This is a genomic window from Nonomuraea aurantiaca, from assembly GCF_020215705.1.
In the GTDB taxonomy this organism is placed as follows: domain Bacteria; phylum Actinomycetota; class Actinomycetes; order Streptosporangiales; family Streptosporangiaceae; genus Nonomuraea; species Nonomuraea aurantiaca.
This window is the reverse complement of sequence record NZ_JAIWNB010000003.1, coordinates 203,341-228,138: the sequence shown is the minus strand read 5'-3', so window position 1 is coordinate 228,138 and position 24,798 is coordinate 203,341. Positions and strand designations below refer to the sequence as shown.

Here is a 24,798-nt window from a genome sequence, read left to right as displayed (position 1 = left end):
TTCTCCTCGGCTGTTCACCGGTCCTCCTCGGATGCCACCGGTCCTCCTCGGAGGTCACTGGTTCTCCTCGGCATAGGCGGTGGTGCGGAGCGGTCGCGCCGGCAGCGCGAACGCCAGGACGAACGCCACGGCGAGCAGCGGCGCCATGGCCGCGAACACCGGCGGCACGGCCTCGGCGAAGGCGTCCCGCACGCTGCCGGGCAGATCGGCCGCCTCGGTGGCGGTGATGCCGGACCTCCAGGTGATCAGCGCCCCCACCAGCGCGACCCCGGCAGAGGCGCCGATCTGCCGCGTGAACGTCACCGCCGAGGTCGCGGTGCCGAGGTCGGCGTAGTCGACGGCGTTCTGCGTGGCCAGCACCATGACCTGCATGACCAGCCCGACGCCGAGCCCGATGAGCAGCATCACGGCGGCGATCGCCACCGCTCCCCCGCGGTCGCCCACGATCCCGAGCAGCGCCAGCCCGGCCGCGGTCATCGCCGTGCCCACCACCGGGTAGGGCTTGTAGCGCCCCGTCCTGGTGATGAGCCTTCCGGAGACGACGGTGGTGGTCAGCACGCCCCCCATGAGCGCGGTCACCAGCAGGCCCGCCTGGGTGGCGGTGGAGCGCAGGGCGATCTGCAGGTAGGCGGGCATGTACGCGATGGTCCCGAACAGGGTGAATCCGATGAGCAGGCTGATCGCCACGGGCACGGCGAAGGCGCGGTCGCGGAAGAGGCGCAGCGGCAGGATCGGATCGGCGGCATACCGGGCGCTCACCAGCCACGCCACCCCGCCCGCGACGGCCAGCGCGAGGAAGGCCAGGTTCCTGGTCTGTCCCAGCATGACCACACCGACCACGGCGACCGCCAATGCGACCGCACCAGCGAAGTCGATCGGCACGCGATTCCCGCCCTTGACCTCGGGCGCACTCTCGACCTCGACCTTGGGCTCGGGCTTGGGGAGCCGCAAGGTCGCCGTCAGCACGACCAGGGCGAGTAGCCCGAGCGGCGGGTAGATCGCGAAGATCCACCGCCAGCTGAGCCGGTCGATGAAGAACCCGCCCAGAAGCGGTCCACCGACCGCGGCGACCACGTACGCGGCACCGATCAGACCCAGATAGCGACCGCGCTCACGCGGACTGACGACCTCCCCGATGATCGCCTGGGCCCCGATCATCAGCCCGCCACCACCGATGCCCTGCACCGCACGGAACGCGATGAACTGCGGCATCGAGGCAGCCACCGAGCACAGCACGGCACCGGTGACGAAGATGACGATCGCCACCTGCATCATCGGCTTACGCCCGTATCGGTCGCCGAGCTTGCCGTACAGGGGCATCACGACGGTCGCGGCGACCAGGTAGGCGCTGATCACCGCCGGCATCTGATCCAGCCCGCCGAGACTCCCCGCCACGGCGGGCAGAGCGGGCGCCATGATCGTCTGGTCGAGCGCGCCCAGCAGCATCGCCAGCATCAGACCCGGCAGCACGAGGCCCATCGCACGCTCCTTAGAGAACGACACGTTCTCTAAGGAGCATATGATTCAACCCATAGAAACGCAACGTTCACTAATAGCCGAAGCCGCCGCCGTCTCGCTGCCTCTCGCCCTCGGACCGTGCCTGGCTGCCGACCGATTCGCCCAGATGCCGGACGTAGCTTCACGGCTATCCCGACAAACTGATCCGCCATCCACGCCGGCCCGGATATCTCGGCTTACGGCTGGCCGCCGAGTGCTACATCCGTAAGAACCGAGCATCCGCGCCGACCAGGATCTCCCACCCGCTACTTTGAGACTCACCGCACGGACCGATCGAGGGCTCACCGTGCGTACCGATCGAGGGCTCACCGCACGCACGATCAGAGGGCCGCCCTTGGGGACTGACTCCAGCGCTATCGTTGCGGCGTGACCACCCCGGCGGCGGAGATCGACATCCACGACGACGTTGTCGACCGCCTGATCCGCACGCAGCACCCGGATCTGGCGGGCCCGCTGAGCCTCGTCGCCAACGGCTGGGACAACGTCATCTACCGTCTCGGCACGGATCTGTGTGTACGCCTGCCGCGCCGCCAGGTCGCCGTCGACCTCATCGTCAACGAGCAACGCTGGCTGCCGGTCTTGGCCGAGCACGTCGAAGTCGCGCTGCCCTTACCTGTCAGAGTCGGCGTACCTGGCGAGGGCTACCCCTGGCCGTGGACGATCGCACCCTGGTTCCACGGTCGCACGGTCGCCGACGTGCCACCGTGCGACCGCTCCGGCATCGCCGTCCCACTGGCCGACTTCATGACCGGACTCCACCGGCCCGCCCCACCTGACGCGCCACGCAACCCCGTTCGCGGCGTCCCGCTCGCCGCCCGCGACGAAGCGGTACGGCAGCGCCTGCGGTCCATTCCCCGATCAGCCGATCTTCTCCCCCTCTGGGAGAAGCTGGCCGCCCTTCCGCCCTGGCAGGGCCCCGCGCTCTGGCTCCACGGCGACCCGCACCCGGGGAACCTCCTGCTCGACGGGGAAGAGCTGGCGGCCGTCCTGGACTTCGGCGATCTCACCAGCGGTGATCCCGCCACCGACCTGGCCGCCGCATGGCTGGTGTTCGACGAGAACGCGCGCGAGGTCTTCCGAACACGCGTGGACGCCGACGAGGTGACGTGGGAGCGCGCAAGAGGCTGGGCCCTTGCCATGGGCACCGCCCTGGCCGCCCACTCAGCCGACAACCCCAGCATGGCGGCCATCGGCGAGCACGTCCTCGGTCAGGTGCTTCTCACCTAGAGGCTGGCGCCTTCGATGCCGTCAGGTCCAGATCACGCAGCCCGGTGAGGAAGGAAGCCAATGGTCAGGCCCGCCTAGACAAGCCGGCCAAGTCGCTGCTCGGCTTCCGCCTCTTCGTAAAGCCTGGCGTACTTGGGGTCGTTCACTTCACCGGCGAGGCGGCGATGCCGGGTCGTCCGCCACTTACTGTGCCCGCGCACAGACCTTCCTTGCGTTCTGTGGATGGCCCCCGATGAGGGCCGAAGCGGGTGCACTCATCGGGGGCCCGCCCGGCCTGGAGCCACGGGGGGAAGATCCTGCCGGACGTTCTGCGGCGGCTCCCCCCACTCCCCCTCCTCGAGAAGGAGGAGCCGCCTGACCTGGGCTGGCTGCGCGTTCAGCCAGGACCGCACCCGCCAACCGATCCGGAGACCGATTCGGGAGCGGACGGGCCAGGGGAAGATGGGACCGCCCGGATGGCGCACCAGACGGTACGGCCAAGCCCACGGCCGTGCTCTCGGGTTCCCCAGTCTTGGGAGATCTCACGGACTATCAGCAGCCCACGACCGTCCTCCGCCTCCGGCTCCTGACGGATGTGCGGGCCGGAGAAGGCGGAACCGGGGTCACGCACCTCCACATAGACCATCTCGTCCGTCGCGGTGACGGTGAGGCCGATGAAGTCGTACGGTTTGGCGTCGGAGTGGCGGAGCGCGTTCGTCACGAGCTCGGACGCCACCAGCACCGCGTCGTCGACAGCAGGATGATCGTCTCCGAGCCATCTGCGCACTTCGGAGCGGGCGTGCGAGACGGACTCGCGAATGCCCACGAGCTGGATCGAGCCGATGACCCTCGGCTCCGCACTCGCTGCTTTCATTACTTCACCCACCCGAAGAAGTCGGCCTCGATCGGCTTCCAACCATCCCAAGACTCGGCTACATTGAGTAGTCAATTGACTTCGATAAGCCATCAACCGTTTCGCTGAAAGTCGTGTTGAAACGGTGGCCATCCCCCTGGAGGTCAGATGCCTAAGGAAAGCGAGCTATGCCCTACTGACTCACCGACCGCACTGTTCGGCTTCGAGTTGCGGCGACACCGCAAGGCCAGAGGCTGGTCCCAGATCCGTCTGTCGAAAGCGGTGTCCTACTCCGTCGGCACGATCAGCATGATCGAGACAGCCAGACGGTCACCAACGGAGGAGTTCGCCCGCCACTGCGACGAGGCGCTGGAGGCGGAAGGGGCGCTGATGCGGCTCTGGCCGATGGTCAGTCATGCGCAGGCTCCTCCTTGGTTTCGGCCCTGGCTCGAGGTGGAGGCCACGGCGGAGGCGATCCGGACCTGGGAACCGCTGGTCGTGCCCGGCCTGCTGCAGACCGAGGACTACGCCAGGGCGGTCCTGAGCGGTGATGTCGGCGTGACGTCCGAACAGGTCGAGGAACATGTGATCGCTCGAATGGAACGCCAAAGCATCCTTAGGCGTCCCAAACCGCCATTGTTGTGGATTGTGATCGACGAGGCCGTTCTGCACCGCCCGATCGGCAGCCCCGCCGTGATGTCGGCGCAGCTCACTCGCCTTCTCGAAGATGGCGAAGCTCCCCGGATTACCATCCAGGTTCTTCCCCTCAAGGCCTACTCCACGACCGGTCTTGCCGGCGGGTTCGCCATCGCGCAGGCACATGGCGTCTTCGACACAGCGTATGTCGAATCCGCTGGCGTCATGAGTCGAGTAACCGAGCGACCAGAGGACGTCCGCGTCCTAACATATAGATATGAGGGGATTCGCTCAGAAGCGCTGTCCCAACGCGAATCCCTAGATCTGATCAAGGAGACGCTGCAGCGATGGACGAGCTGACCCGCGAACTCGACACAGCTACCTGGCGCAAGTCCACCCGATCGGGGCCCGACGGCGGCAACTGCGTTGAGGTTGCCGAACTGTCCGGAGGACGCCGAGGTGTCCGCGACAGCAAAAACCCCAGCGGTCCGGCCCTCACCTTCACTCCTGGCGAATGGAGCGCCTTCATCAGCGGCGTGAAGGACGGCGAGTTCGACTTGTAAATATGTTCGCAGAAAGGGAAGACTCTCCGCTCATGCGGAGAGTCTTCCCTTGGTCCGTAAAGCGACCAGACTCCGCCACGAGGATTTTAGAGCATCCTGCTGGGCGCAGCGGTTAGCAGGATGCTCGCAAGCATTCCATGATGGTGAGCACGCGCCGAGCTCCCTTTGACTGGTGGCATCGCCCACAATTCGTCCGCCGAAGAGTGGCCGTCGGTCTCTGTGCTGAGCCCCGCGTCGAGGCCGATCTCATGAGCCTGAGCCCGTTCGTCGCGTTGGCGAAGGGTGCCTGGAGCTTGCTGGCGTATCGCTTGGCCTGCTCAATGCCCTCGTCGTCGCTGGTGGGCGTCTGTCTTAACTCCACCACCATGGTAGGCAGTCCCTGACGGGAGTTTGAGCGCGTAATCGGCGCGTAGCTGCGTTCCCCGCCCCGGCCTGCCCCGGTGGCCATGATCTTCCCGTCCGTGACGGTGCACTCGTCAACCATCTCGCGCTGGCCTCATCTCGACCGTTTCAGCGAATCCTCAATGAGTTTCACTCTCGCCGGCGGAAAGACCCGCAGGTCACACCCAGTTCCCACCTGACAAGATCGAGGTCGGGCAAAGCAGCTCATTGCATAATAAAATTCCAACGCGCCATACCTTTCACTGCGCTTAAACTTGTTTTGTTGATGCGATGTTGATTATCGTGTGACCACGTGAGGGACGCCGCCTCCTGATCTGTTCTGGTGCAGCGAGCCGTACAAGGGGATCATCTTGGCCAACCTCGACCGCGAGGCGATGCGGGCCGTGGCGGAGCAGATCCAGCGACTCTCGGACGAGCACTGGTGGGCGCTCGATCCCTCCTGCCGCCTGATGGAGAACGACGCGTGGGTGGGTCCCACGGGCGCCCGGTTCGACTCCCAGGTCCACGCGGACCGGAGGGAGTTGCAGGACATGCTCACGCAGGCCGTACACAGCGCGAACCAGAAATTGGCTTCCCTTCCGGACAAGCCATGACGGAGTTCACCGGAGTGAAGCCGTCCGAATTCGACGCGATGGCGGGCAAGCACACCGAGGCCGCCAGGCGACTGGAAGAGCTGGCGCAGGCCCTGCACAGCGAATTGCAGGGCGCCGGGCTCGACACTTCTCCGGCGGCTCGGCTGCGGCAGTTGGCCGGACGTGTTACCACGCAGGCTGAGGACCTGCGGCGGCGGCAGAAACTGGTCCACGAGTTGCAGCGGCAGAAGGTCGCCTTCGGCATGAGCACGGCAGCCGGGAGCTTCCTCGAGATGCCCGACGGCCTGGAGGCCGCCAAGGGGCTACTAGACGGAACGCTGGCCGGTCGCGCCGCGCTGAACGCCGCAGATGGGGATGTTAAGGCGCTTGCCGAACTGAAGAAATACGCGGCGCGGACCGGGGACGCGGAGTTCGTGAAGGCATTCCTGGGCACGCTGGGCACCCAGGGCGTGACGCGGCTGCCTGGCTCGCTGGCCGCGCGACTGCGCGACGCCGGGACCCACGGGGACTCCGCTCGCCTGGCCCAGGTCTCCAGCCAGGGCAAGGACGCTCTGCGCATGCTGAGCGCGGCTCTGGCCAGGGGAACCGATCCGAAGAATCCCGCGTACATGGGCGCCGAATTCCTCAAGGACTTGGTGAGGGAGGGCCGGGCCCAGCAGAAGGCCGGCGACACGAAGTACACGGGCTACCAGGCTCAGGCGCTCATCTGGCGTGCCCACGACGGGAAGCCTCCGTACTCGAAGGAGTTCATGGAGGTCGTCGGGCGTGACGTGATCGTCTACGAGTACGAGCAGCGTAAGGATGAATGGGCAGCGAGTAAGGACCTGCTGGGCCGGATGTTCGCGGGAGCCCAGGTTCCCATAGTCGACCTGGCGGGCGCGCTCGGCCTTGGCACCATGCTGAGACCGGGAACGCATGTGGGCAATCCAGGCGCGAGGGCCTCATCGTTGGTGGACGATCTTTTCCATGCAGCAAAGTCCAGCCGGGAGGCGTCCCATGCTCTGCTGGACCAGACCCCGGCCGGGTGGAAGGAATCCGTGCTGCACTATCTGCTGACGACACGGTGGGGTTCCTCTCGCTATCTGGGCGACTACGCGCCGTTCAATGACCTGCTGGTGACGGCGACGACCGGCCGGGATGAGACCTCCCAGAAGCTGGCGGCCGAGATGATGAAGACCGTCGCCGACGAGGTCCGCCCTGCCTTTGGCAAAGGGGAGAGCGGCAATCTGGAGATAAAGAACAGAGGGACGTTCGATCGTTTCGCTCCCCTGAGCTATCCTCTGGCCCGCGCGATCGCGGCGAACATCGACCACGTCTCCAAGCTCCTCGTGAACCATGAGGCCTTCGGCAGCATCGCGGCTAAAGACCTGACTTATGCGCTGGTGCTGGCCGCCTCCCATGACGCCGGGTTTGAGGCGCTGGTGAGAGCACAGACTGAACATATGCGAGCGGCGCTGGACACCGTGGCTCCAGTCGGCCTCAATGCTTCCAACGCTGAGCGGCTCGGTTTCACGAAGGCCGACGTCAAGAAGTTCGATTTCGACAAAAATGGGCGGGTCGACACGGCCGACATCAAGCAGTTCCTAGTGGACCGCACCGTGGAGGAGGCGCTTCCCTTCACTTTCATCGTGGAGACTCGCCGCCAAGCGCTGATCGCCCAAGGGCTGGACGACAAGAAGGCGGACGAGTCGCTGAAGACCATGGTGGGCGATGCGATTGGGCTGCTCCCGGTGCCAGGAGCCAAGCAGGTGGGCCAATTGGCCACCGGCGCCTTCAGCGAACTGATCGGCAAGGAGTACGACAGGCTCGCCGGGGCTGCGCGTGACGAGATCGCCAACCGAGTCGCCCAGCAGATGTCCGAACACCGGCGAGGCTTGGATGACACGTATCGCACACTGGCGGACAACCGGTTGGCGGTGGAGAGGCTGGCGGAGCAGATGGTCGCCACAGCCATGCTGAACAAGGGGCTGCTTGACGGGCTCGATATGAAGGATCGGGTGTTCGCGACCGGAACCCCGCCGACGCTTACACCTTTCGCCAAGATGACTCCGAAGGAATACAGCCAGTTCCTCGCGTGGACTCGCACAACCGGAGGAAGTAGCGACCTGCATGATCGCTTCAAAAACACCTTCCGCAGCACCAGTGAGGTGGACGACTATCTGGGCCTCGAGACCTCGCCCTCTGGAGATGGCAAATGAGGCATTCTCGTCTGCCCGTCGCTCTGACTGCTCTCACTTTGCTCACTGCAGCCTGCACTCCGACAAACGACATCGTCTCCACACCGGCCCCGGCCCCTCAACCTGTCGCTGATTCCGCGCCATACGTCTGCAAACTCATCCCCGAGCAGGCATTTCGCGTTGTCACTGGTGTGAGCGGGCCTCTCGCGGAGAAGACTGATGGCAACGAGAAGAATGGCGACTGCTGGGCTCCAGATACGAACCCTCGCCCTCTGGACGTGAGATGGATGCAGGAGGGCCCCGGGATGCCCCGTGAGCATCTGGACCTTTTGCTGAATGACAGGCGCCAGGTATACACAAGGCACGGCGGGGCCCCGCTCCCTAGCGATCTCGGTGACGGCCTGGCCGCGCACCTGCCGAATGCATCATTCCCAGACCAGCCGTTCCAAGTGAGCGCGAAGTTTCGCTGCGACAGCAAAAACCGATTGATCGACATCGGTCTGGCCCAGGTCGCCACGGGCAGGGACGCGATCAAAGACCTGACCGAACTCATGCGCATCGCCCAAACCCGCTACGGCCACCTGTACAACTGCACTCCCGGCACCTAGCAAACGTCACCCTCCCGCTACCAAAACCTAACCAGCCCGTAGCGCCCCAGATTGTCCCCACCGCAACACATTCGCTCCAGCCCAAAATCAAACTCAGATGCATCTCTGCCACACCGCGACGAATAAAACCACACCCGAATTCCGATGACCCTGCGTCATCGAACAACAACTTCTTGCGACGATGTACTCACACACAGTGATCCTGGCCGCCAAGGCCGAGATCCTTCCAGCTACCGAAAAGGTAGGGGTACATGAACGAAGAGGCGGAGACTCGCGACGTGAAACTTCGCGCGGCAGCCGTCGAAGCGACAGCGCGTTCCCGTAATGGGGCCTATCGCGGCCCCCGCGCGCGGCGTCAACATGCGAGCCTCCCGACGAACGGTTGCCCATGCCTGGAAGGCATACACACCGCCATTGCCTCAACAGCGGTCGCCGTTGCCCAGATAAGAGTTGAAATCGCCAGCATCAAGGCGGAGACGTCCCAGGACTTCGCAGCTCTCGGAGACGAGATAGGCGGCCTTCGCCGGCACACCCACGAGCAGCTCACATCCGCTCAGCACGAGATGCTGGACAGACTCGACTACCTGCAGCGCACAATGGCCGACGTGGGACGCACACTCGATCGGCTGCTGGACAAGGACGGCGCCTAGCGACGAATAGGTCCGGAGCGCGGGAATGACAAAGGGTGTTGAGAATCAGATAGACCTCAACACCCTGATCACTGACCTGTACATGACAATCGACGACTGGCTCGGCCATTCACCGTGGATCGGACCAGCGCCACAAGTGCGCGAGACCGAGTCACCGGCCCCAGGACCCGCGCGTCAGCGCGAAGCGCGGAGGCCACGAGCGAGGCCGTCGTGGTGACGGCGTCCCACAGCGCGAGCCGCCCCAGCAACCCGGCCAAGGTCGCGTGACGGGGCGACTAGCTGGCGAACCCCGCGATGAGCCCGATGGTGAGGGCGGTGCGCTCCGGGATGTATTCGACGATGGTGTGCTCCCCCCGGGAGTGGGATCCCGCTCCGACGGGGCCGAGCCCGTCGAGCACGGGCCGGCCCAGGGCTGAGATGAAGTTGGCGTCGCTGGCCCCGCCGACGCCCGCCTCGCGGAGGTCCCAGCCGTGCTCGATCGCCACCTTGTACGTCCTGGCGTACAGGTCCTGGGAGGCGGGGTTGGGGGTCATGGGTGGCCGGTTCCATTCGCCGGAGAGCGCCACGGAGACCCGAGGGTCGGGGGCGCGCAGCGAGGTGAGTGCGGCGTCCACCCGGGCCATCTCGGCCGGGTCGGACACGCGTACGTCGATGCCGCAGGTTGCCTGGCCTGCGGTGACGTTGGTGCCGGTGCCGCCGCTGACCAGGCCGACGTTGACCGTCGTGCCGAGCGCGGGGGCGCCCAGGGCGGCGATCTGGGTGATCAGGTCGGCCATGGCGTGGATGGCACTGGCACCGGCGGTGGGGTCGAGGCCGGCATGGGCCTCGATCCCGGTGACGGACACCTGGAAGATGCCGACGCCCTTGCGGGAGGTTTTGACCGCGCCGTCTATGGCGCCCTCGAAGACCAGGCTGGCCAGCGCCCCGTCGCTGGCCGCCTCGATGCGGGCGCGGGAGGCCGGACTGCCGATCTCCTCGTCGCCGTTGAACAGCAGGCGGACCGTGGGATGCGGCAGGCCCAGCTCGCGCAGCCCGCGTACCGCCCAGACCGCCTGGACGAGGCCCGTCTTCATGTCGAAGACGCCAGGTGCGCTGATGACGCCGTCGGTGACCTGCCACGGCCAGTCGGCGAGGGTGCCGACCGGCCACACGGTGTCGTAGTGGCCGACCAGCAGGACGAATCCGGGGGCGGTGCCCTGGTAGGTCAGCTCAAGCACGTCGCCGTGCCGGCCGCCGTCGTGCCGGGTGAACTCGTCCGGCTCCCCGGCGCGGTCCACCGCCCAGCGGAAGATCGCGTCGAGTGCCCCGTCCAGGAGCTGTTTGTCGTTGCTCGGGCTTTCCAGCTCGACGAGCATACGCAGGTCGTCGAGCATGGAGGGGAGCGCCTGGCGGGTCCACGTGGGAGCCGGTGTCACTAAAGGATCCTTTCGCTAAGAGTGAGGAGAGTTAGGAGGGAACGCCGGGGCCCAGCGGGATGCCGAGCGCCCACCATGCCAGGAAGAACAGTGTCCAGACCACGAGCATGATCAGGCACAACGGCATGGTGAGGGCGATCAGCGTGCCGATGCCGGCTGATTTGCGGTAGCGCTGGATGAAGCCGAGGACCAGCACGAAGTAGGGGCTCATCGGGCTCAGGGCGTTGGTGCAGGAGTCGGCGATGCGGTAGACCGCCTGGGTGGCCTCTGGCGAGATCTTCAGCAGCATCAGCATCGGCACGAAGACCGGGCCGACCAGCGCCCATTGGGCGGAGCCGCTGGTGATCAGCAGGTTGATGAAGGTGACGATGATCAGAATGCCGACAAAGATCATCGGGCCGTTGATCCCGGCGGACTTCAGCAGGTCCGCGCCGTTGATGGCGACGATCGTGCCGATGCCGGTCCACTTGAAGTAGGCCAGGAACTGGGAGATGGCGAAGAACAGTACGAGGACCGGCGCCATCTCGCGCATGCCCTCGGCCATGAACGTGGGTACGTCGTTGCCGCTCTTGATGGTGCCGGCTACGCGGCCGTACACGATGCCGACGAGGCAGAAGGCGACGCCGAGCATGACGGAGATCGCGTTCAGCAGCGGGCCGGTGACCAGGCTGCCACCCTCGCCGCGGAGCGGGGAGTCGGCCGGGATGATGGACAGCGCGATCAGCGCGGCGATCACCAGCAGCGCGACGCCGGACCAGCGCAGCCCGCGCCGCTCCTTGTCGGACAGCTCCAGCGCGCCGAGGTCGCCCACTTCGGCGTCCTCGTCGATCGGCATGCTCGCCGCCCGCTTGGTGAGGATCGTCTCCGTCACCACGGTGATGACGATGGACAGCACGACCGACGAGCCGATGGAGAAGAAGTAGTTGGCGAGCGGTGTGACGGTGTAGCTCGGGTCGATGGTGTGCGCGGCGTCGGTGGTGATGCCGCCCAGGATGACGTCGAGCGGGGTGACCACCGGGCTGGCGTCGAAGCCGGCCGCGACCGAGACGAACGCGACCACGACGCCGACGATCGGACTGCGGCCGACCGCGTAGAAGGCCAGCCCGCCCAGCGGGATCAGCACGATGTACGCCGAGTCGGCGGCCACGTGGGAGACCATGCCGGTGAAGGCGAGCGCGAACGTGACCCACCGGGCCGGTACGCGGGAGACGCCCCGGCGCAGGACCGCCGAGAGCAGCCCCGCTCTGTCGGCCACCGCGACGCCGAGCATGACCACCAGGATCGTGCCCAGCGGGGGGAAGGTGGTGAAGCTCTTGATGGCGTCGCCGAGCATCAGCGTGACGCCCTCGCTCGACAACAGGTTCTTCACCGCGACGGTCGTCTTGTCGGCGGGGTTGACCGCCGACACTCCGGCCGCCGACAGGATCCAGCTCAGCGCCATGAGCACGACGCTCAGGATGATGAAGAGCCAGAACGGATGAGGCAGTTTATTACCGGCGCGTTCGACGCTGTTCAGTACGCGCATGGTCACGTTTAAGGCACGTGATTCCTTCTCAGCGGACACGGTCGTCATGGAGACCCGGTCATCCTTTCTTGGTCGTTTCGCCTGAGGCACAGACCGAACGCGAAAGATGCCCCGTCTCTTTATTGCGAGTCCGCACCTGCGGGCCACACTTTAATGGCGCCCGGATCATCTCGCAATAGCTATTTGTCAAGGATGTCTCACCAGTTGAGAGCTTGTATGAGGGCATGCGAAATCGCCCGCACGATGTCGGGTGTCAAATGAATTTCGACAAACTTAAGACGCCTATAACATTCAGCCGACAAGCCAGCGACTGAGATAGAAAGCGGCAATTCCGACCGCTGTCACGAGCAGGAACCTTTTCGACACCAGACCTACGGCGAAGGTGACCGCGCCGCCTATCAGATAAGGGTTCGTCAGGGTCAGCTCGACGCCGTCCCCCGAAGGCGCGAGGACGGCCGGGAACACCAGTGCGGCCAGCACGGCCGGCGGCGTGTACCTGAGCAGCGTCTCCGCCAGCGGCGGCATCTCCCTGTCGGCGAAGAGGGCCAGCGGCAGGTAGCGCGGCAGGAAACTGCACAACCCCATGCCGAGGATCAGCAGCGCCATACTCATCGGGCGATCTCCTTCGTCCTCGTCTTCGCCGCGTACTCGCACGCGGCCCCCACCACCGCTCCCACCACCGCGGCCAGCACGACGCCGAGGTTGTACGGCAGGTCCCGCGCCAGCATCACGGTCACCCCCGCGGCGCAGATGGCCGCGGCCACGCGCCAGTTCGCCAGCCCGATCGCGAGCATGGCGATGAACATGGCGGTCACCGGGAAGTCCAGTCCGAGCCCCCGTACATCCGGCACGGCCGAACCGAGGGACATGCCGATCGCCGTGCACAGCATCCAGGTGACGTACAGCAGTGAGGACGCGCCGAGGAAGAACATGTGCTTGTTGTGGGTGAGTTCGCCCTTCCTCAGCCGTTCGATCGCCACGAAGAAGACCTCGTCGATCAGCCCGAACCCGAGCAGCACCCGCCACCGCTGGGGCACTTCCTTGATGTACGGGATCAGGATGGTGGAGTAGAGGAGCATCCGGAGCCCCAGGATGAGTGTGGTGAGGATGATCGCGGCCCAGTCTGTGCCGCCGGCGATGAGGGCGAAGCCGACGAACTGGGCGGTGCCGGAGTTCACGGCCATCGCCAGGCCCAGGGTCGCCCAGCCGGAGAGCCCGCTCGACAGTCCGAGGACGCCTCCGGCGATGCCCATGGGAATGGCCGAGGCGAGGAACGGCACCATGCTCCTCGCTCCGGCGAGGTACTGCTGGCCGGGAGTCAGCGGCGTGACCGCCTGGGGGGTGTTGGTGGTGGTCATCTCAGTGCACTTCGCTCCGTTGATCTTCCGTAGGTGATACCGGCGGGTCTTCCGTACGTGGCACCAGCTCACGTAGCAGCGTGGCCACGGCGTCCGGGGCTGTCCGGCAGAAGTAGTGGCCGAAGGGCCCGAGCTCCGCGAGCCGCGGCCGATCGGCGAACAGCGACCAGTCCTCGTACCTCCACCGGTGGTCAGGGGTCAGCGGATCGTCCGAGGCATGGACGACCGTGAGCGGCGCGCACAGCCTGGCGACGGGCCCTCGCTCGGCCGCCGCCACCAGATAGCCGTTGGCCGAACCGGAGTCGTGCCGGAACGTCCTGGTGACGAAGGCCGCCTGCTCGGGTGAGAGCACGTCGAGCCCGGAGTAACCGGTCGCCTCGACGAGCCAGCGCACGATGTCCTCATCCGTCATCGCGTCCACCCGCTCCATGGACTCGCGAGTGGTCCGGGCGTCGTGCAGCAGCTTTCCGGCCACGAAGACGTGGAGCGGCGCGTTTCCGGCCGCTTCCATCAGGCGTGCGGTCTCGATGGCCAGAGCCGAGCCGACGCAGTGGCCCCAGAGCACCACGGGCCGGTCGGCGAGACCGCGGATCTCCTCCACCACCCGCCGCGCCGCCTCCTCGATGGACAGGAAGGGCTCGTCCGAATGGCCGGGGTCGTGGCCAGGCAACTCCACGCCATAGACGGCCACGTCGGCGCCCGCCTTGTCGAGGGCGGTGGCCAGCGGCTCGAAGTTGACGGCGTTGCCGGCCGCGTAGGGAAAGCACACGAGGACGGACCGGGCTCGGTCGGGGTCGGCCGACAGCGAGCGAAGCAGCGGCGAGCAGGGCGCGCCCTCGTTCAGACGAGCCTCGGCCATCTCACACAGCGGTCCCAGGGTGGAGTTGCGCATCAGGTCGGTGAGCGACACGAGGCCCTCCAACTCCATGACCACCCGCATGGCCGACAGCGAGCTGCCGCCGAGCTCGAAGAAGTTGCCGTCGAGGGTGATCTGCTCCAGCGGCACGTCGAGCACCCTGGACCACGCCTCCGCGATGCGCGGTCCCACCGCTCCGGTGGGACGACGGCCCGTCTCCCCCTCGGCACTCCGCTCTTCGGAACGGTGAAACGTCAGGCTTCGGGGTGCCTGGAACAGCTCAAGGCCGCCGGGCATGCGGCGTCCGTACACACCTGTGGTGGGGATCGTGACCCCGTTGGCGATCAGCACGATCCGCCCCGGCGTGGCGAAGGGCACCCGCAGGCCGTGTTCGTCGACGACCCGCGCCCGATAATGTTCTGCCAGCTTCGGCAGGACGCTCTCGCTCTGTTCCATCGCGATCAGCGCCGCGCTCTCCTCGCCGGGCAGCAGATCGGCGAGGTGATGGAGAGCGGCCGGATCGGCTGTCATCTGCTCGAACGCGGCGATGTAGTACGCCCCCATCCGCGCCACCTGCCAGGGCTCGAAGAGGTGGGCGTGGTAGTGCAGGCTCAGCCGTACCTCGTCGGTGATGAAGTGCCGGGAGAACTCGGCGCGCAGCACGAACTCCGTCTCCGAGTTGGCCCGCACGTCGAGCAGGGAGAAGCCGTCAAGTGCCTCCAGCTCCCTGAGCAGATAGAAGTGCGTGAAGTTGAAGGCCGTCTCGAACAGTGCCCGCTGTGTCCCCAGGTCGTGCTTCATCTGCGCCATCGGGTACCGTCGCGCGGGGAGCAGCTCGACCTCGGCCTGGTAGACGTCGCGCACGAGGCTCTCCCAGGAGCCCTCTCCCGTGCGCACCCGGAAGGGCACCGTGTTGAGGAACAGGCCGATCGAGCGGGTGGCGCCCTCCGCCTCGGGCCGGCCGCTGTGCTCGTACCCGGTCATGACGTCGCGCTCGCCGGTGATCAGTGAGAGCACCTTGACGTGCGCGGCCATCGCGACGTTCTTGACCGGCACGGACAGCGCCCCGGCCAGCGCCACGATCCGGTCGGACAGTCCGCGCGGGAACTCCACCTCGTGGAACACGACGGGGAAGACGTCCGGCGATGCCGACTCCCTCGTGCGGGGCACCTCGGCGAAGGCGCTGCCTTCGAGCACGTCCGCCCAGTAGGAACGGTGGCCCTCGTCGGCCAGGGACTCGCGCTCCAGCGAGAGGTAGTCGCGCGCGTACCCGTCCGGCTCCATGTCCGGCAGCGGCCGTCCGTCGAGCAGCCGGTAGTACGTGTCGAACAGCGTGGTGTGCACCAGGGTGATGCTCCAGCCGTCCAGCGCGGAGTTGTGCTGGCTGAGCGTGTAGCGGAACAGGTCGTCGCCGAGCACGTGCACGTGCAACCGGACGAGGCCGGGCTCGGTCCAGGTGAAGCGATGGGCCTTCTCCTGCTCCGCCCATGCGTGATACCAGGCGTCTTGTTCGCCCTCGTTCATACCGCGCAGGTCGGCGACGTACAGCGGTGACGGCGCGTCCTCGTGGACGAGCTGCAGGTATTCGCTGTAGCCGGTGAGGTGGTAGCTGGTACGGAAGATCGGGTTCGCGGCGACGAGAATCCGGACCGCCCGCTCGAAGCGTCCGAGGTCGAACGAGCTCTGGATCGTGTAGCTGATGATGTCGTGATATTCGACTGTGTTGTGTGACAGTTCGCTCTGAAAGACCAGTCCCGCTTGGAGCTGCGTCATCGGGTAGGCGTCGGCCACTCCGGCCGGGATCTTCGCCCGGTCCTCGGCCGTCAGCAGCTCGAACGGCCGGAGCGGGCGCGTCGCCGGATCCGAAGACGGCGAGAGCGCGACCAGCCTCGCGATGGTCGGGTTCTCGAAGAGCTGCTGAAAGGTGAAGTCGAGGCCGCACGCGCGTGCCCTGGCCAGCACGGTGACGAAGTGGATCGAGTTGCCGCCGAGCGCGAAGAAGTTGTCGTGCGCGCCGACCTGCTCGACGCCGAGCACCTCGGCCCAGATGCGGGCCAGGTCCGCCTCCTGCGGCGTACGCGGGGCGACGTGGTCCACCGCACGGGCCGGTTCGCCGGGGTCGGGCAGCGCGCCGCGGTCCAGCTTGCCGCTCGGGGTGAGCGGGAACGACGCGAGCGTGACGAGGCGGGCGGGGACCATGTACTCCGGCAACGTGCGCCTCAGGTGCTCCTTAAGGTCATCCTCGGACGGTGGCTCGGACGCCAGGACGTAACCGCACAGATAAGCCTGCCCGCGAGCGATGACGACGGCGTCCCTCACGGCGGCGTGCTGCCGCAGCCGCTCCTCGATCTCGCCCGGTTCGATGCGGTATCCCCGCAGTTTGACCTGGTGGTCGATGCGGCCCAGGTACTCGATGCCGCCGTCGGCCAGCCTGCGGGCCAGGTCCCCCGTACGGTAGACGCGCTTCTCGCCCGCGTGGGGCGCGGCGACGAAGCGTTCGGCCGTCAGTTCGGGGCGATGGAGGTACCCGCGGGCCAGCTGGACCCCGGCGATGCACAGCTCCCCCGGGACGCCGACGGGCTGGGGTCGCAGATCCGCGTCGAGCACGTGGACGCGCGTGTTGTCGACCGGCCGCCCGATCGGCACCATCCTCTCGTCACCGCGGCAGGCGTAGTGGGTGACGTCGACGGCCGCCTCGGTGGGCCCGTACAGGTTGATCAGCCGGCAACCTGTGACCACCTCGTGGAAGCGTCGCACGTGGTGGACCGGCAGCGCCTCGCCGCTGGCGAAGACCTGCCGCAGGGTGAACAGCCTGCGGCGCTCGCCCGTTCCCGAGGCGAAGTCGAGGAAGGCCCCCAGCATGGACGGCACGAAGTGCATCGTGGTGACGCCGTGCCGCTCGACCGCGGCGGTCAGCGCCTCCGGGTCCCGCTCCGCGCCGGGCTCGGGCAGGCACACCGACGCGCCCGCGAACGTCCACCAGAAGAGCTCCCACACCGAGACGTCGAACGACGTGGGCGTCTTCTGCATGATGACGTCCGCGGAACTGATCGGGTACGCCTTCTGCATCCAGCCGATGCGGTTGACGACCGACCGGTGCTCGATCTGCACGCCCTTGGGAGCACCGGTCGAACCCGAGGTGTAGATGACATACGCGAGGTCGCGGGGGCCGCCCTCGACCGGCGGCGTGCTCACCTCCTGCGCGTAGGCTCCCTCGTCCATGAGGTCCAGGACGGCGACGCCGTCGCCGACCAGCTCCAGGTGGCGGGGCTGGGTGAGGACGAGGCGGGCGGCGCTGTCACCGAGGATGTACGCGATGCGGTCGCGCGGGTTGCCCGGGTCGATCGGCAGGTACGCGCCCCCCGCCTTCAGCACGGCGTAGACGGCGACGAGCATCTCCGGCGAGCGGTCCGCCAGCACGGCCACGAGGTCGTCGCGGCCCACACCGCGGGCGCGCAGCGTGTGCGCTAGGCGATTGGCACGGACGTTCAGCTCGGTGTAGGTGAGAAAGAAGCCGTCACCGACCACGGCCACGGCGTCAGGGGTCGCGGCGACCTGGCGGCTGAACAGCTCGTCGAGCCGCACCGTGTCCTCGAAGGCGGCGTCCGTGTCGTTCGCCTTGTGGATCAGCGCCAGATCGTCGTCGGATCGCAGGTCGAAGGCGGCCATCGCCGTGTCGGGCGCGGCGGTGGCCTGGTCGAGCAGCATCACGCAGTGGGTGAGCAGCCGCCGGGCGGCACCGGGGCTGTGCGTGCCGGGACGGTAGCGCAGTTCCAGAGTCAGCCCGGCCTGCCCGCGTACGAAGGCGAAGGCGAGCGGGAAGCCGGGCCGGCCGGCCGGGTCCGTCTCGTCGCGTACGGCGTCCGCGAGCACGTCGGCGAAAGGGTCGTCCCCCTCCTGTGCCGCGCTCCCGAACTCGTCGGCGAGCAGCTCGATCGGGTAGTCCTGGTGCTCGACCGCGGCGCGCAGCCGGTCGCCGACCTCGCCCAGCAGCCCGCGCAACGTGGTGTCGCGGGTGATCGGCAGGCACAGCACCAGTGAGGAGGCCAGCGGCGCGGGCCCGCCGGGCACGGGGACGGGAGGGGTGGCCAGCACGGACTCCTCGCCGCCGCCGTAACGCCGGAGCAACGCGCCTACCACGGCGATCAGCACGGAGCGCAGGGCGGTGTCCTGGCCTCGGGCCAGCTTGCCGAGTCTGGCGGTCAGCTCGGGGCCGAGGTCGAGCGCGGCGACCGCCTCCCCGGTCGAGCCACTGTTCGCGTCGGGCGGGAAGCCGGTGCGCTCTGGCAGTGCCGCGAGCTGAGCGCGCCAGAACGCCCCCTCGCGGCGGCGCTTCGCGGCCGCGACCTTGAGCGTGCCCTGGGTCTCAATGGACTGCATGGCCTCTCCAGATCAGAAGTCGAAGTCGAAGTCGAGCTCGGGCAGGCCAGGCCGGGCCGAAGGCGCCCGACCGAGCTCGCCGAGCGGCGTGTCCGGCTCGGCGAGCGCCGCGTCGAGCAGGGCCAGCAGCTCATCCCGGAACGTCTCCACCGTGGGGCGCAGGAAGAGGTTTGTGGCGTACGCCAGCCGGGCGTCGTACCCTTCGGGTGCGTCCTCGACTTGCAGGTCCAGGTCGAAGATCGTGCGCCGGGTGGCCTCCGGCCGCCACCGGGGCCGGCCGCCGAGGAACTCCACCTGGTGCAGCCCTGTGTCCTGCATCCCGAAGAACGCGTCGAAGAGCAGGTGGCGGCTGAAGTCATGCTCTCCCCGCATCGCCACCAGAGCGTCGAACGCGTGATCCTGGTGGTCGCCGGCCGCCAGCGTGTGCCGGGCCACGGCTTGCAGATACGCGCGGAACGGCAGCTCGGGGGCCGGGTACATCCGTAAACACAGGGTGTTCACGAACATCCCCTGAACCCGGTCCACCCCCGGCAGGTGCCGGCCGGAGAAGGGCGTCCCGACCGTCACCTCGTCACCGCCGCTCACCTGCCCCAGGAAGGCGGTGTACGCGGCCAGGATCACGTGGAACGCCGTCACTCTCTCGGTGCGGGCCAGCTCTCTGACCGCGTGGCTGCGCTCCGCGCCGAACGCGAACGGCAGGTGGTCCCCCTCCGTCCGGCGGATCGCCGGCCGGGGCAGGTCGATGGGCAGATCGAGAGGTTTGACCGGCCGCGCGAACGTCTCGGCCCAGAAGCCACGCTGGGTCTCGGACAGCGCGCGCCGCTCCGGCCCGTTCGCCCACTGCGCGAAGTCCCGGTAACGCAGCTCCACCTCGGGGAGCGGCTCGCCCCTGAGCAGCGCCGCCCACTCGGCCATCAGGAGGGCGAGCGAGTGGCCGTCGGTGAGGAGGTGGTGAATGTCCAGCACCAGCCGGCTCCCATGGTCGTGCCGCGCCAGGGCCGCCCGCCACAGGGGGGCCTGATGGACGTCGAAGGCGCGGATCCACCGCTCGGTCCAGCCGTCGAGATCCGCACCGCGAAACAGGCCGACCTCATCCAGCGTCGTACAAAGCACCTCGTGAACTCGCTGGTACGGCTGCCCGTCGTCGCCCACGGCCACGTCGGTGCGCAGGATCTCGTGCCGCTCGACGAGCGTCGAGAGAGCGGCGCGCAACCGTCCGGCGTCCATCCGGCCGGGGAGGTCGACGATGATCGGCAGGTTGTACTGGGTGCTGGACGGGTCCTTGACCTGCTCGACATAGACGCCCTTCTGCTGAGGTGACAGCGGGGTCCGCTCGCCGGCCTGACACGGACGCGGCCCCACCACGTCGGTGCCGTCCGCGGCACGGACCAGGTCGGCCAGCGCTGACACCGTACGGACCGCCAGCACGGCCGAGGCCGGGCAAGCCACTCCGAACCTCTTCCGCACCCTGGCGGCCAGCCGGGTCGCGGTGAGCGAACTGCCGCCCAGCCGGTCGAGTGGGTCGTCGACGCCGATCCCGCGCACACCAAGGACGTCCTCCCACAGCTCGACGAGCTCTCGCTCGAGCTCGTCCCCGGCCGTCCCACCGCCTGCGGGGATCGGCTCGGGCAGCGCGGCTCGGTCCACCTTCCCGTTGACGTTCAGCGGCAGCGCGGGCAGCACCACGATCTGGGCGGGCACCATGTGAGCGGGCAGCACGCGCCCGATGTCCGTCCGCAGCCGCTCCGGTTCCAGGGAATGCCCACCCGAGACGTACGCGCGTAGGTGACCGTCGGACGAATCAGGCGCGCGCCGCTCCACCACCACCGCCTCGCGCACTCCGGGGCGGGCCAGTAGCGCGGCCTCGACCTCGCCCGGCTCGACGCGCAGACCGCGCACCTTGACCTGGTGATCCGTCCTGCCGAGGAAGTCGATCGACCCGTCAGGCAGTCTGCGCGCCCGGTCGCCCGTCCGGTAGAGGACCTCTCCTGGCCGGAAAGGGTGGGGGACGAAGGCGCGCTCGGTCAGGTCGGGGCGCCCGTGGTAGCCGAGCGCCAGCCCGTCGCCGCCGACGTACAGCTCGCCGGTGACGCCCACTGGAAGCGGTTGTCTGTCCTGGTCGAGCACGTACGCGGTGGTATTGGGCACCGGGCGGCCGATGGGCACGCGGGCGCCGATCGGCTCACGAACCTCGTGGCAGGTGGAGATGACCGCGTTCTCGGTCGGCCCGTACGCGTTGACGAGCCGCAGACCCGGATTGGCCCGCAGCACGGACCTGGCGTGCTTGGCCGAGAGCACGTCGCCTCCGACCAGCAGGTCCCGCAGCGGCCCGAACACGGTCGGGTCCTCGTCCGCGAGCTGACCGAACAGCGCGGAGGTGAAGAGCGCCGTGGTGATACCCCCGTCCGCCAGCGCCCGCCTCAGCTCCGCGCCGTCGAGGAACGTCTCCCGATCGAGAATGTGCACAGTCCCACCGCAGAGCAGGGCAGCCCAGGTCTCCCAGACGGAAGCGTCGAAACCGGTCGCCCCGATCTGCGCCACCCTGGCCGTGGAGTCGAGCCGTACATAGCCGACGCCCCGCACCAGACGGACGATGCCGCGATGCGGGACCAGGACGCCCTTGGGCCGTCCGGTGGTCCCCGAGGTGTACATCAGGTACGCGACGTCCGACGCGTCGCCCGGCGCGGGGACGTCCCCCTCGGGTTCGGCCGACCAGTCCTGGGCGTCCACCGCGATGGCCTGCCCGCGGGCCGGCTCTCGCGTGGTCAGCAGGAGGCCGGCGCCGCTGTCCTCGATCAGCTGGGAGATCCGATCCGCCGGATGGTCGGGGTCCATCGGCACGTAGAACCCGCCGGCCTTCAGCACGGCGAGCGCCGCGACGATCAGGTCGGGGGTACGCGGCAGCAGCAGCGCCACCGGTTCCGCGGGACGCAGCCCATCGCGGCGCAACCTCTGGGCCAGCAGAGTGCTGCGGCGGTGCAGCTCGGCGTAGGTGAGCGTGGTGTTTCCGTGCACCACGGCCGGTTGGCCGGGCGCCGCCTCGGCCTGCTCGGCGAAGAGCTGCTCGACGCGGCTGTCTCGGGGATAGTCCGTGGCCGTGTCGTCGCAGCCGTCCAGCAGCCGATCACTCATGGGACGTCACCTCGTCCAGCACGTACGCGAGGCCGCTCACCGTCGGGTGAAGGTACAGCTCGCGCATCGGAAAGGCGGGCAGGCCGCGGTCGCGCATGGCCGCCGCCACCCGCATGGCGTACAGGGAGTTGCCGCCGAGCTCGAAGAAGTTGTCGTCGGGTCCGACGGGCACGCCGAGCACCGACTCCCACACCGCGGCGAGCGCGCCCGCCAGCTCACCTGACGGAGCCCGAATCGGCGCGGCGGGCGCGACAACCGGCTCGGGAAGCCCGCGAACGTCGAGCTTGCCGTTGGCCGTGAGTGGCAGTGTGTCGAGAGGCGTGATGGTGGCGGGCAGCATGTGCTCCGGCAGCACCTTGGCGGCTCGTTGCCGGATCGCCGCCGGATCGCCGCCGGCCGGCACCACGTACGCGTCGATGCGCGCTCCCGCGGCGTCCCGATCGCCGTTCAGCACCACGGCGGCCGCCGTGACGGAGGGGTCGTCCAGCAGGACGTTGCGGATCTCGTCCAGCTCGACGCGGAATCCGCGCAGCTTGACCTGGGTATCGAGACGGCCGAGGTGCTCCAGCCGGCCATCGGGCAGCAGCCTGCCCCGGTCGCCGCTGCGGTAGACGCGGCCCATGGTGAAGGGATCGGGCAGGAAGCGCTGCGCGGTCAGCTCGGGACGGTCCAGGTACTCCAGGGCGACCCCGTCTCCCCCGACGTGGATCTCGCCGGGGACACCGCACGGCACGGGACGGCCGCGCTCGTCGAGGACGTATAGGTGCCAGCCGGGCAGGGCGTGCCCAACGGACCGCGACCCGGTCATCGCCTCACGGCGGGTCACGTTCTGCGCCGTCACGTGCACCGTCGTCTCCGTGATGCCGTACATGTTGACCAGCCGGCACCGATCCTCCGGATACCGGTCGAACCAGGCCCGCAAGGGCCGGGCGTCCAGCGGCTCACCGCCGAAGATCACCAGCCGGACCGCCAGCCGCTCGTCCTGCCGCCGGTCGGCCTCCATGAGCTGAGCGAACGCCGACGGCGTCTGGTTCAGCACGGTGACGCGCTCGCGCGCCAGCAGCTCGCGGAACTCCTCGGGCGAGCGAGAGACCCAGTACGGCACCACGACCAGCCGGGCACCGGTGAGCAGCGCTCCCCAGATCTCCCAGACGGAGAAGTCGAACGCGCTGGAGTGGAAGAGCGTCCAGGTGTCACCGGGACCGAGCCCGAAATCGTCACGGGTGGCCGACAGCAGGGCGACGACGTTGCGATGCGGCACCACGACGCCTTTCGGGCGCCCGGTCGAGCCCGAGGTGTAGATGACGTACGCGGCCTCACCCGGCTCCCGCCGCTCTGGACGGGCACGGCCTGCCTCGCCGCCGTGGGTCTCCAGCTCCTCGGGCCTGACCACGCTCGCCGACCCGCCGCCGGGAAAGTCCTGGTCCGCGATGACGATGCGCAAGGCCGCGTCCTGAGCCGTGAACGCCAGCCGGTCGGCCGGATAGGCCGGATCCATGGGCACGTACACCGCGTCCGCCTTGAGCACCGCCAGCATGGCGACCACGAGATCGGGCGTGCGTCCGAGGCAGACGCCGACGCGCTCCCCCGCACGCACGCCCCGGTCGAGGAGGGCGGCGGCGAAGCGGTCGGCGCGCGCGTCCAGTTCCGCGTAGGTCAGGGAGCGGCCCTCGCAGGTGAGCGCCACCGCGTCGGGACGCTCCGCCACCCGGGAGGCGAACACGTCGTCGATCCGCTCCGGCCGCCAGTCCAGCCGCCGTAACGGCCGGCCGAGGGCGACCACCTGCCGTGTCTCCGCCTCGTCCATCAACTCGACGTCGGCGGGGACCAGGCCGGCGGGCGCGTTGGCCAGCTGCTCGTAGGCGCGGACGACGTGGCGGGCGAAGCGCCTTGCCGAGTCGGCGTCCACGTCTTCCAGCCGATGGCGTACCACCAGCTGAAGGCCGCCGTCCGGGGTGCGACCGGGCACGATCGTGAGCGGGAACGGGGCTGTCTGACAGGGAACGTGCGTACCGGACCCGCTCTCCGCCGGCCCGTCGGTGAGCAGACCGGCCACGACCCGGCCGCCGGTCTCCGCGAGGAGTTCGGCGTACTGCCGCCCGTCGCACCGCCCGCCGTCCGAGGCCAGCGCTTGGGCGGTCTCGGCCACCAACTCCCCTGCGGTGCGCGCGCCCGAAAGGTCCAGCGCCAGCAGGAGCCCGGCGTCGAACGCTCCCAGCGCTCCTTCCGGCCGCTCGGGCACGGGGCCGAGCACGCCGACGACCGGATTCTCCTGGTTCTCGTACCGCCCGAGCACCAGCCCGACCGCCGCCGCCATCGTGGCCGGCACGTCCGGCCCGGCCTCGCGGATCGCCACGGTGACCAGGCCGGTACGGTCACCCGCCGCGTCGTCGCCGCTGGCCCACGCAATACGTCCGGAAAAATCCGCTTCCCGCCATCTTTTGAGCGTTTCAGCGTCCGCGGCGGCGACGATATGACTCGCCGTCTTGTCGGTGAATCCCTCATACCGAGCCCGCCCGGTGAGCACGTCGGCCACGGTGCGCAGCGACAGGGCGTCGAGATTGGCGCGATGGGCGACGAGCACGAGGTCGGCGGGCCCGTCCGCGTACTGCAGCAGCACCGCGCGCAGCAAGGCGCCCTCTGCGTCCAAAGGACGGTGCAGTTCGGCCTCGACGCGGCGGCCTGCCACCGCGGAGTCGCAGGCGGCCGGAACCCGCTCGTCCCAGAGCCGGGGCAGCCGGTCAGGCGTGTCCCCCCACCAGGTGCGGACCGCGCGTTCGAAGAGTCCGGCCAGCCAGGTGGCACCAACGCCATCGGGCAGCCTGACGCGCCGCGCATGACAGTGTGCGGAGGGCGAGCGGTCTGGGGGGATGAGATCGGTTCGGGACACGCGGTGATCTCCAGAGCGTGGTCGTGGTGAAAGTGC

General features: G+C 68.3%; 17 protein-coding genes. 7 read left to right on the top strand and 10 right to left on the bottom strand.

Features of this window, described 5'->3' with window-relative positions:
* Positions 1-54: 54 nt before the first annotated feature.
* Positions 55-1,479, bottom strand: coding sequence for an MFS transporter (locus LDL49_RS10565; protein WP_225290788.1), 1,425 nt, complete (start codon positions 1,477-1,479; stop codon positions 55-57).
* Between the two features lie 405 nt (positions 1,480-1,884).
* Between LDL49_RS10565 and LDL49_RS10560 the strand changes: the two genes are divergently transcribed.
* Positions 1,885-2,745, top strand: a complete 861-nt coding sequence (locus LDL49_RS10560; RefSeq protein WP_225290787.1) for an aminoglycoside phosphotransferase family protein — start codon at positions 1,885-1,887, stop codon at positions 2,743-2,745.
* Between the two features lie 376 nt (positions 2,746-3,121).
* On the opposite strand, the gene LDL49_RS10555 is transcribed toward LDL49_RS10560, so the two are convergent.
* Positions 3,122-3,598 (bottom strand): ATP-binding protein, encoded by a 477-nt coding sequence (locus LDL49_RS10555; RefSeq protein WP_225290786.1) that lies wholly within the window; start codon positions 3,596-3,598, stop codon positions 3,122-3,124.
* Positions 3,599-3,745: 147 nt separating this feature from the next.
* On the opposite strand from LDL49_RS10555, the gene LDL49_RS10550 reads away from it, so the two are divergent.
* Positions 3,746-4,573, top strand: coding sequence for a helix-turn-helix domain-containing protein (locus LDL49_RS10550; protein ID WP_225290785.1), 828 nt, complete (start codon positions 3,746-3,748; stop codon positions 4,571-4,573).
* Positions 4,561-4,776, top strand: coding sequence for a DUF397 domain-containing protein (locus LDL49_RS10545; RefSeq protein WP_225290784.1), 216 nt, complete (start codon positions 4,561-4,563; stop codon positions 4,774-4,776). The genes LDL49_RS10550 and LDL49_RS10545 overlap by 13 nt, the downstream gene beginning before the upstream one ends.
* A 112-nt stretch (positions 4,777-4,888) precedes the next feature.
* Here LDL49_RS10545 and LDL49_RS59840 read toward each other — a convergent pair whose 3' ends face one another.
* Positions 4,889-5,224 (bottom strand): type I restriction enzyme HsdR N-terminal domain-containing protein, encoded by a 336-nt coding sequence (locus LDL49_RS59840; RefSeq protein ID WP_504854010.1) that lies wholly within the window; start codon positions 5,222-5,224, stop codon positions 4,889-4,891.
* 304 nt (positions 5,225-5,528) lie between these two features.
* Between LDL49_RS59840 and LDL49_RS10540 the strand changes: the two genes are divergently transcribed.
* From LDL49_RS10540 to LDL49_RS10530, 4 genes are all read left to right on the top strand, one after another.
* Complete coding sequence (locus LDL49_RS10540) at positions 5,529-5,771, top strand: hypothetical protein (RefSeq protein ID WP_225290783.1); 243 nt, start codon at positions 5,529-5,531, stop codon at positions 5,769-5,771.
* Positions 5,768-7,969: a hypothetical protein gene (locus LDL49_RS10535; RefSeq protein ID WP_225290782.1), complete on the top strand. Its 2,202-nt coding sequence runs from the start codon at positions 5,768-5,770 to the stop codon at positions 7,967-7,969. The genes LDL49_RS10540 and LDL49_RS10535 overlap by 4 nt, the downstream gene beginning before the upstream one ends.
* Positions 7,970-8,433: 464 nt before the next feature.
* A complete protein-coding gene (locus LDL49_RS56800; protein ID WP_263654864.1) occupies positions 8,434-8,556 on the top strand; it encodes a hypothetical protein in 123 nt (40 codons plus the stop codon).
* 251 nt (positions 8,557-8,807) lie between these two features.
* Entirely contained in the window at positions 8,808-9,206 is a 399-nt protein-coding gene (locus tag LDL49_RS10530) for a hypothetical protein (protein WP_225290781.1), read from the top strand.
* Positions 9,207-9,481: 275 nt separating this feature from the next.
* Here the strand turns inward: LDL49_RS10530 and LDL49_RS10525 are convergent, their stop codons facing one another.
* The 7 genes from LDL49_RS10525 to LDL49_RS58295 all read right to left on the bottom strand — a co-directional run bounded on the left by LDL49_RS10525 (position 9,482) and on the right by LDL49_RS58295 (position 24,762).
* A complete protein-coding gene (locus tag LDL49_RS10525) occupies positions 9,482-10,621 on the bottom strand; it encodes a M20 family metallopeptidase (RefSeq protein WP_225290780.1) in 1,140 nt (379 codons plus the stop codon).
* A gap of 31 nt (positions 10,622-10,652) precedes the next feature.
* On the bottom strand, positions 10,653-12,146 hold the full coding sequence (locus LDL49_RS10520) for an AbgT family transporter (RefSeq protein ID WP_225290779.1): 1,494 nt from the start codon (positions 12,144-12,146) through the stop codon (positions 10,653-10,655).
* 291 nt (positions 12,147-12,437) lie between these two features.
* A complete protein-coding gene (locus LDL49_RS10515) occupies positions 12,438-12,752 on the bottom strand; it encodes an AzlD domain-containing protein (protein ID WP_225290778.1) in 315 nt (104 codons plus the stop codon).
* A gap of 2 nt (positions 12,753-12,754) precedes the next feature.
* Positions 12,755-13,504, bottom strand: coding sequence for an AzlC family ABC transporter permease (locus LDL49_RS10510; protein WP_225290777.1), 750 nt, complete (start codon positions 13,502-13,504; stop codon positions 12,755-12,757).
* 1 nt (position 13,505) lies between these two features.
* Positions 13,506-18,740 carry a non-ribosomal peptide synthetase gene (locus LDL49_RS10505; protein WP_225290776.1) on the bottom strand — a complete coding sequence of 1,745 codons (5,235 nt, stop codon included), beginning with the start codon at positions 18,738-18,740 and terminating at the stop codon, positions 13,506-13,508.
* 12 nt (positions 18,741-18,752) lie between these two features.
* Positions 18,753-21,872: a non-ribosomal peptide synthetase gene (locus tag LDL49_RS10500; RefSeq protein WP_225290775.1), complete on the bottom strand. Its 3,120-nt coding sequence runs from the start codon at positions 21,870-21,872 to the stop codon at positions 18,753-18,755.
* Positions 21,865-24,762 (bottom strand): amino acid adenylation domain-containing protein, encoded by a 2,898-nt coding sequence (locus LDL49_RS58295; protein WP_225290774.1) that lies wholly within the window; start codon positions 24,760-24,762, stop codon positions 21,865-21,867. Before LDL49_RS58295 ends, LDL49_RS10500 begins: the two co-directional genes overlap by 8 nt.
* Between the last annotated feature and the right edge of the window lie 36 nt (positions 24,763-24,798).

Bases quoted from the DNA above. Each gene is read 5' to 3' on its own strand.
- LDL49_RS10565 (WP_225290788.1), bottom strand. From the start codon at position 1,479: ATGGGCCTCGTGCTGCCGGGTCTGATGCTGGCGATGCTGCTGGGCGCG.
- LDL49_RS10555 (WP_225290786.1), bottom strand. From the start codon at position 3,598: ATGAAAGCAGCGAGTGCGGAGCCGAGGGTCATCGGCTCGATCCAGCTC.
- LDL49_RS10550 (WP_225290785.1), top strand. From the start codon at position 3,746: ATGCCTAAGGAAAGCGAGCTATGCCCTACTGACTCACCGACCGCACTG.
- LDL49_RS10545 (WP_225290784.1), top strand. From the start codon at position 4,561: ATGGACGAGCTGACCCGCGAACTCGACACAGCTACCTGGCGCAAGTCC.
- LDL49_RS59840 (WP_504854010.1), bottom strand. From the start codon at position 5,224: ATGGCCACCGGGGCAGGCCGGGGCGGGGAACGCAGCTACGCGCCGATT.
- LDL49_RS10535 (WP_225290782.1), top strand. From the start codon at position 5,768: ATGACGGAGTTCACCGGAGTGAAGCCGTCCGAATTCGACGCGATGGCG.
- LDL49_RS10530 (WP_225290781.1), top strand. From the start codon at position 8,808: ATGAACGAAGAGGCGGAGACTCGCGACGTGAAACTTCGCGCGGCAGCC.
- LDL49_RS10520 (WP_225290779.1), bottom strand. From the start codon at position 12,146: ATGCGCGTACTGAACAGCGTCGAACGCGCCGGTAATAAACTGCCTCAT.
- LDL49_RS10515 (WP_225290778.1), bottom strand. From the start codon at position 12,752: ATGGCGCTGCTGATCCTCGGCATGGGGTTGTGCAGTTTCCTGCCGCGC.
- LDL49_RS10510 (WP_225290777.1), bottom strand. From the start codon at position 13,504: ATGACCACCACCAACACCCCCCAGGCGGTCACGCCGCTGACTCCCGGC.
- LDL49_RS10505 (WP_225290776.1), bottom strand. From the start codon at position 18,740: ATGCAGTCCATTGAGACCCAGGGCACGCTCAAGGTCGCGGCCGCGAAG.
- LDL49_RS10500 (WP_225290775.1), bottom strand. From the start codon at position 21,872: ATGAGTGATCGGCTGCTGGACGGCTGCGACGACACGGCCACGGACTAT.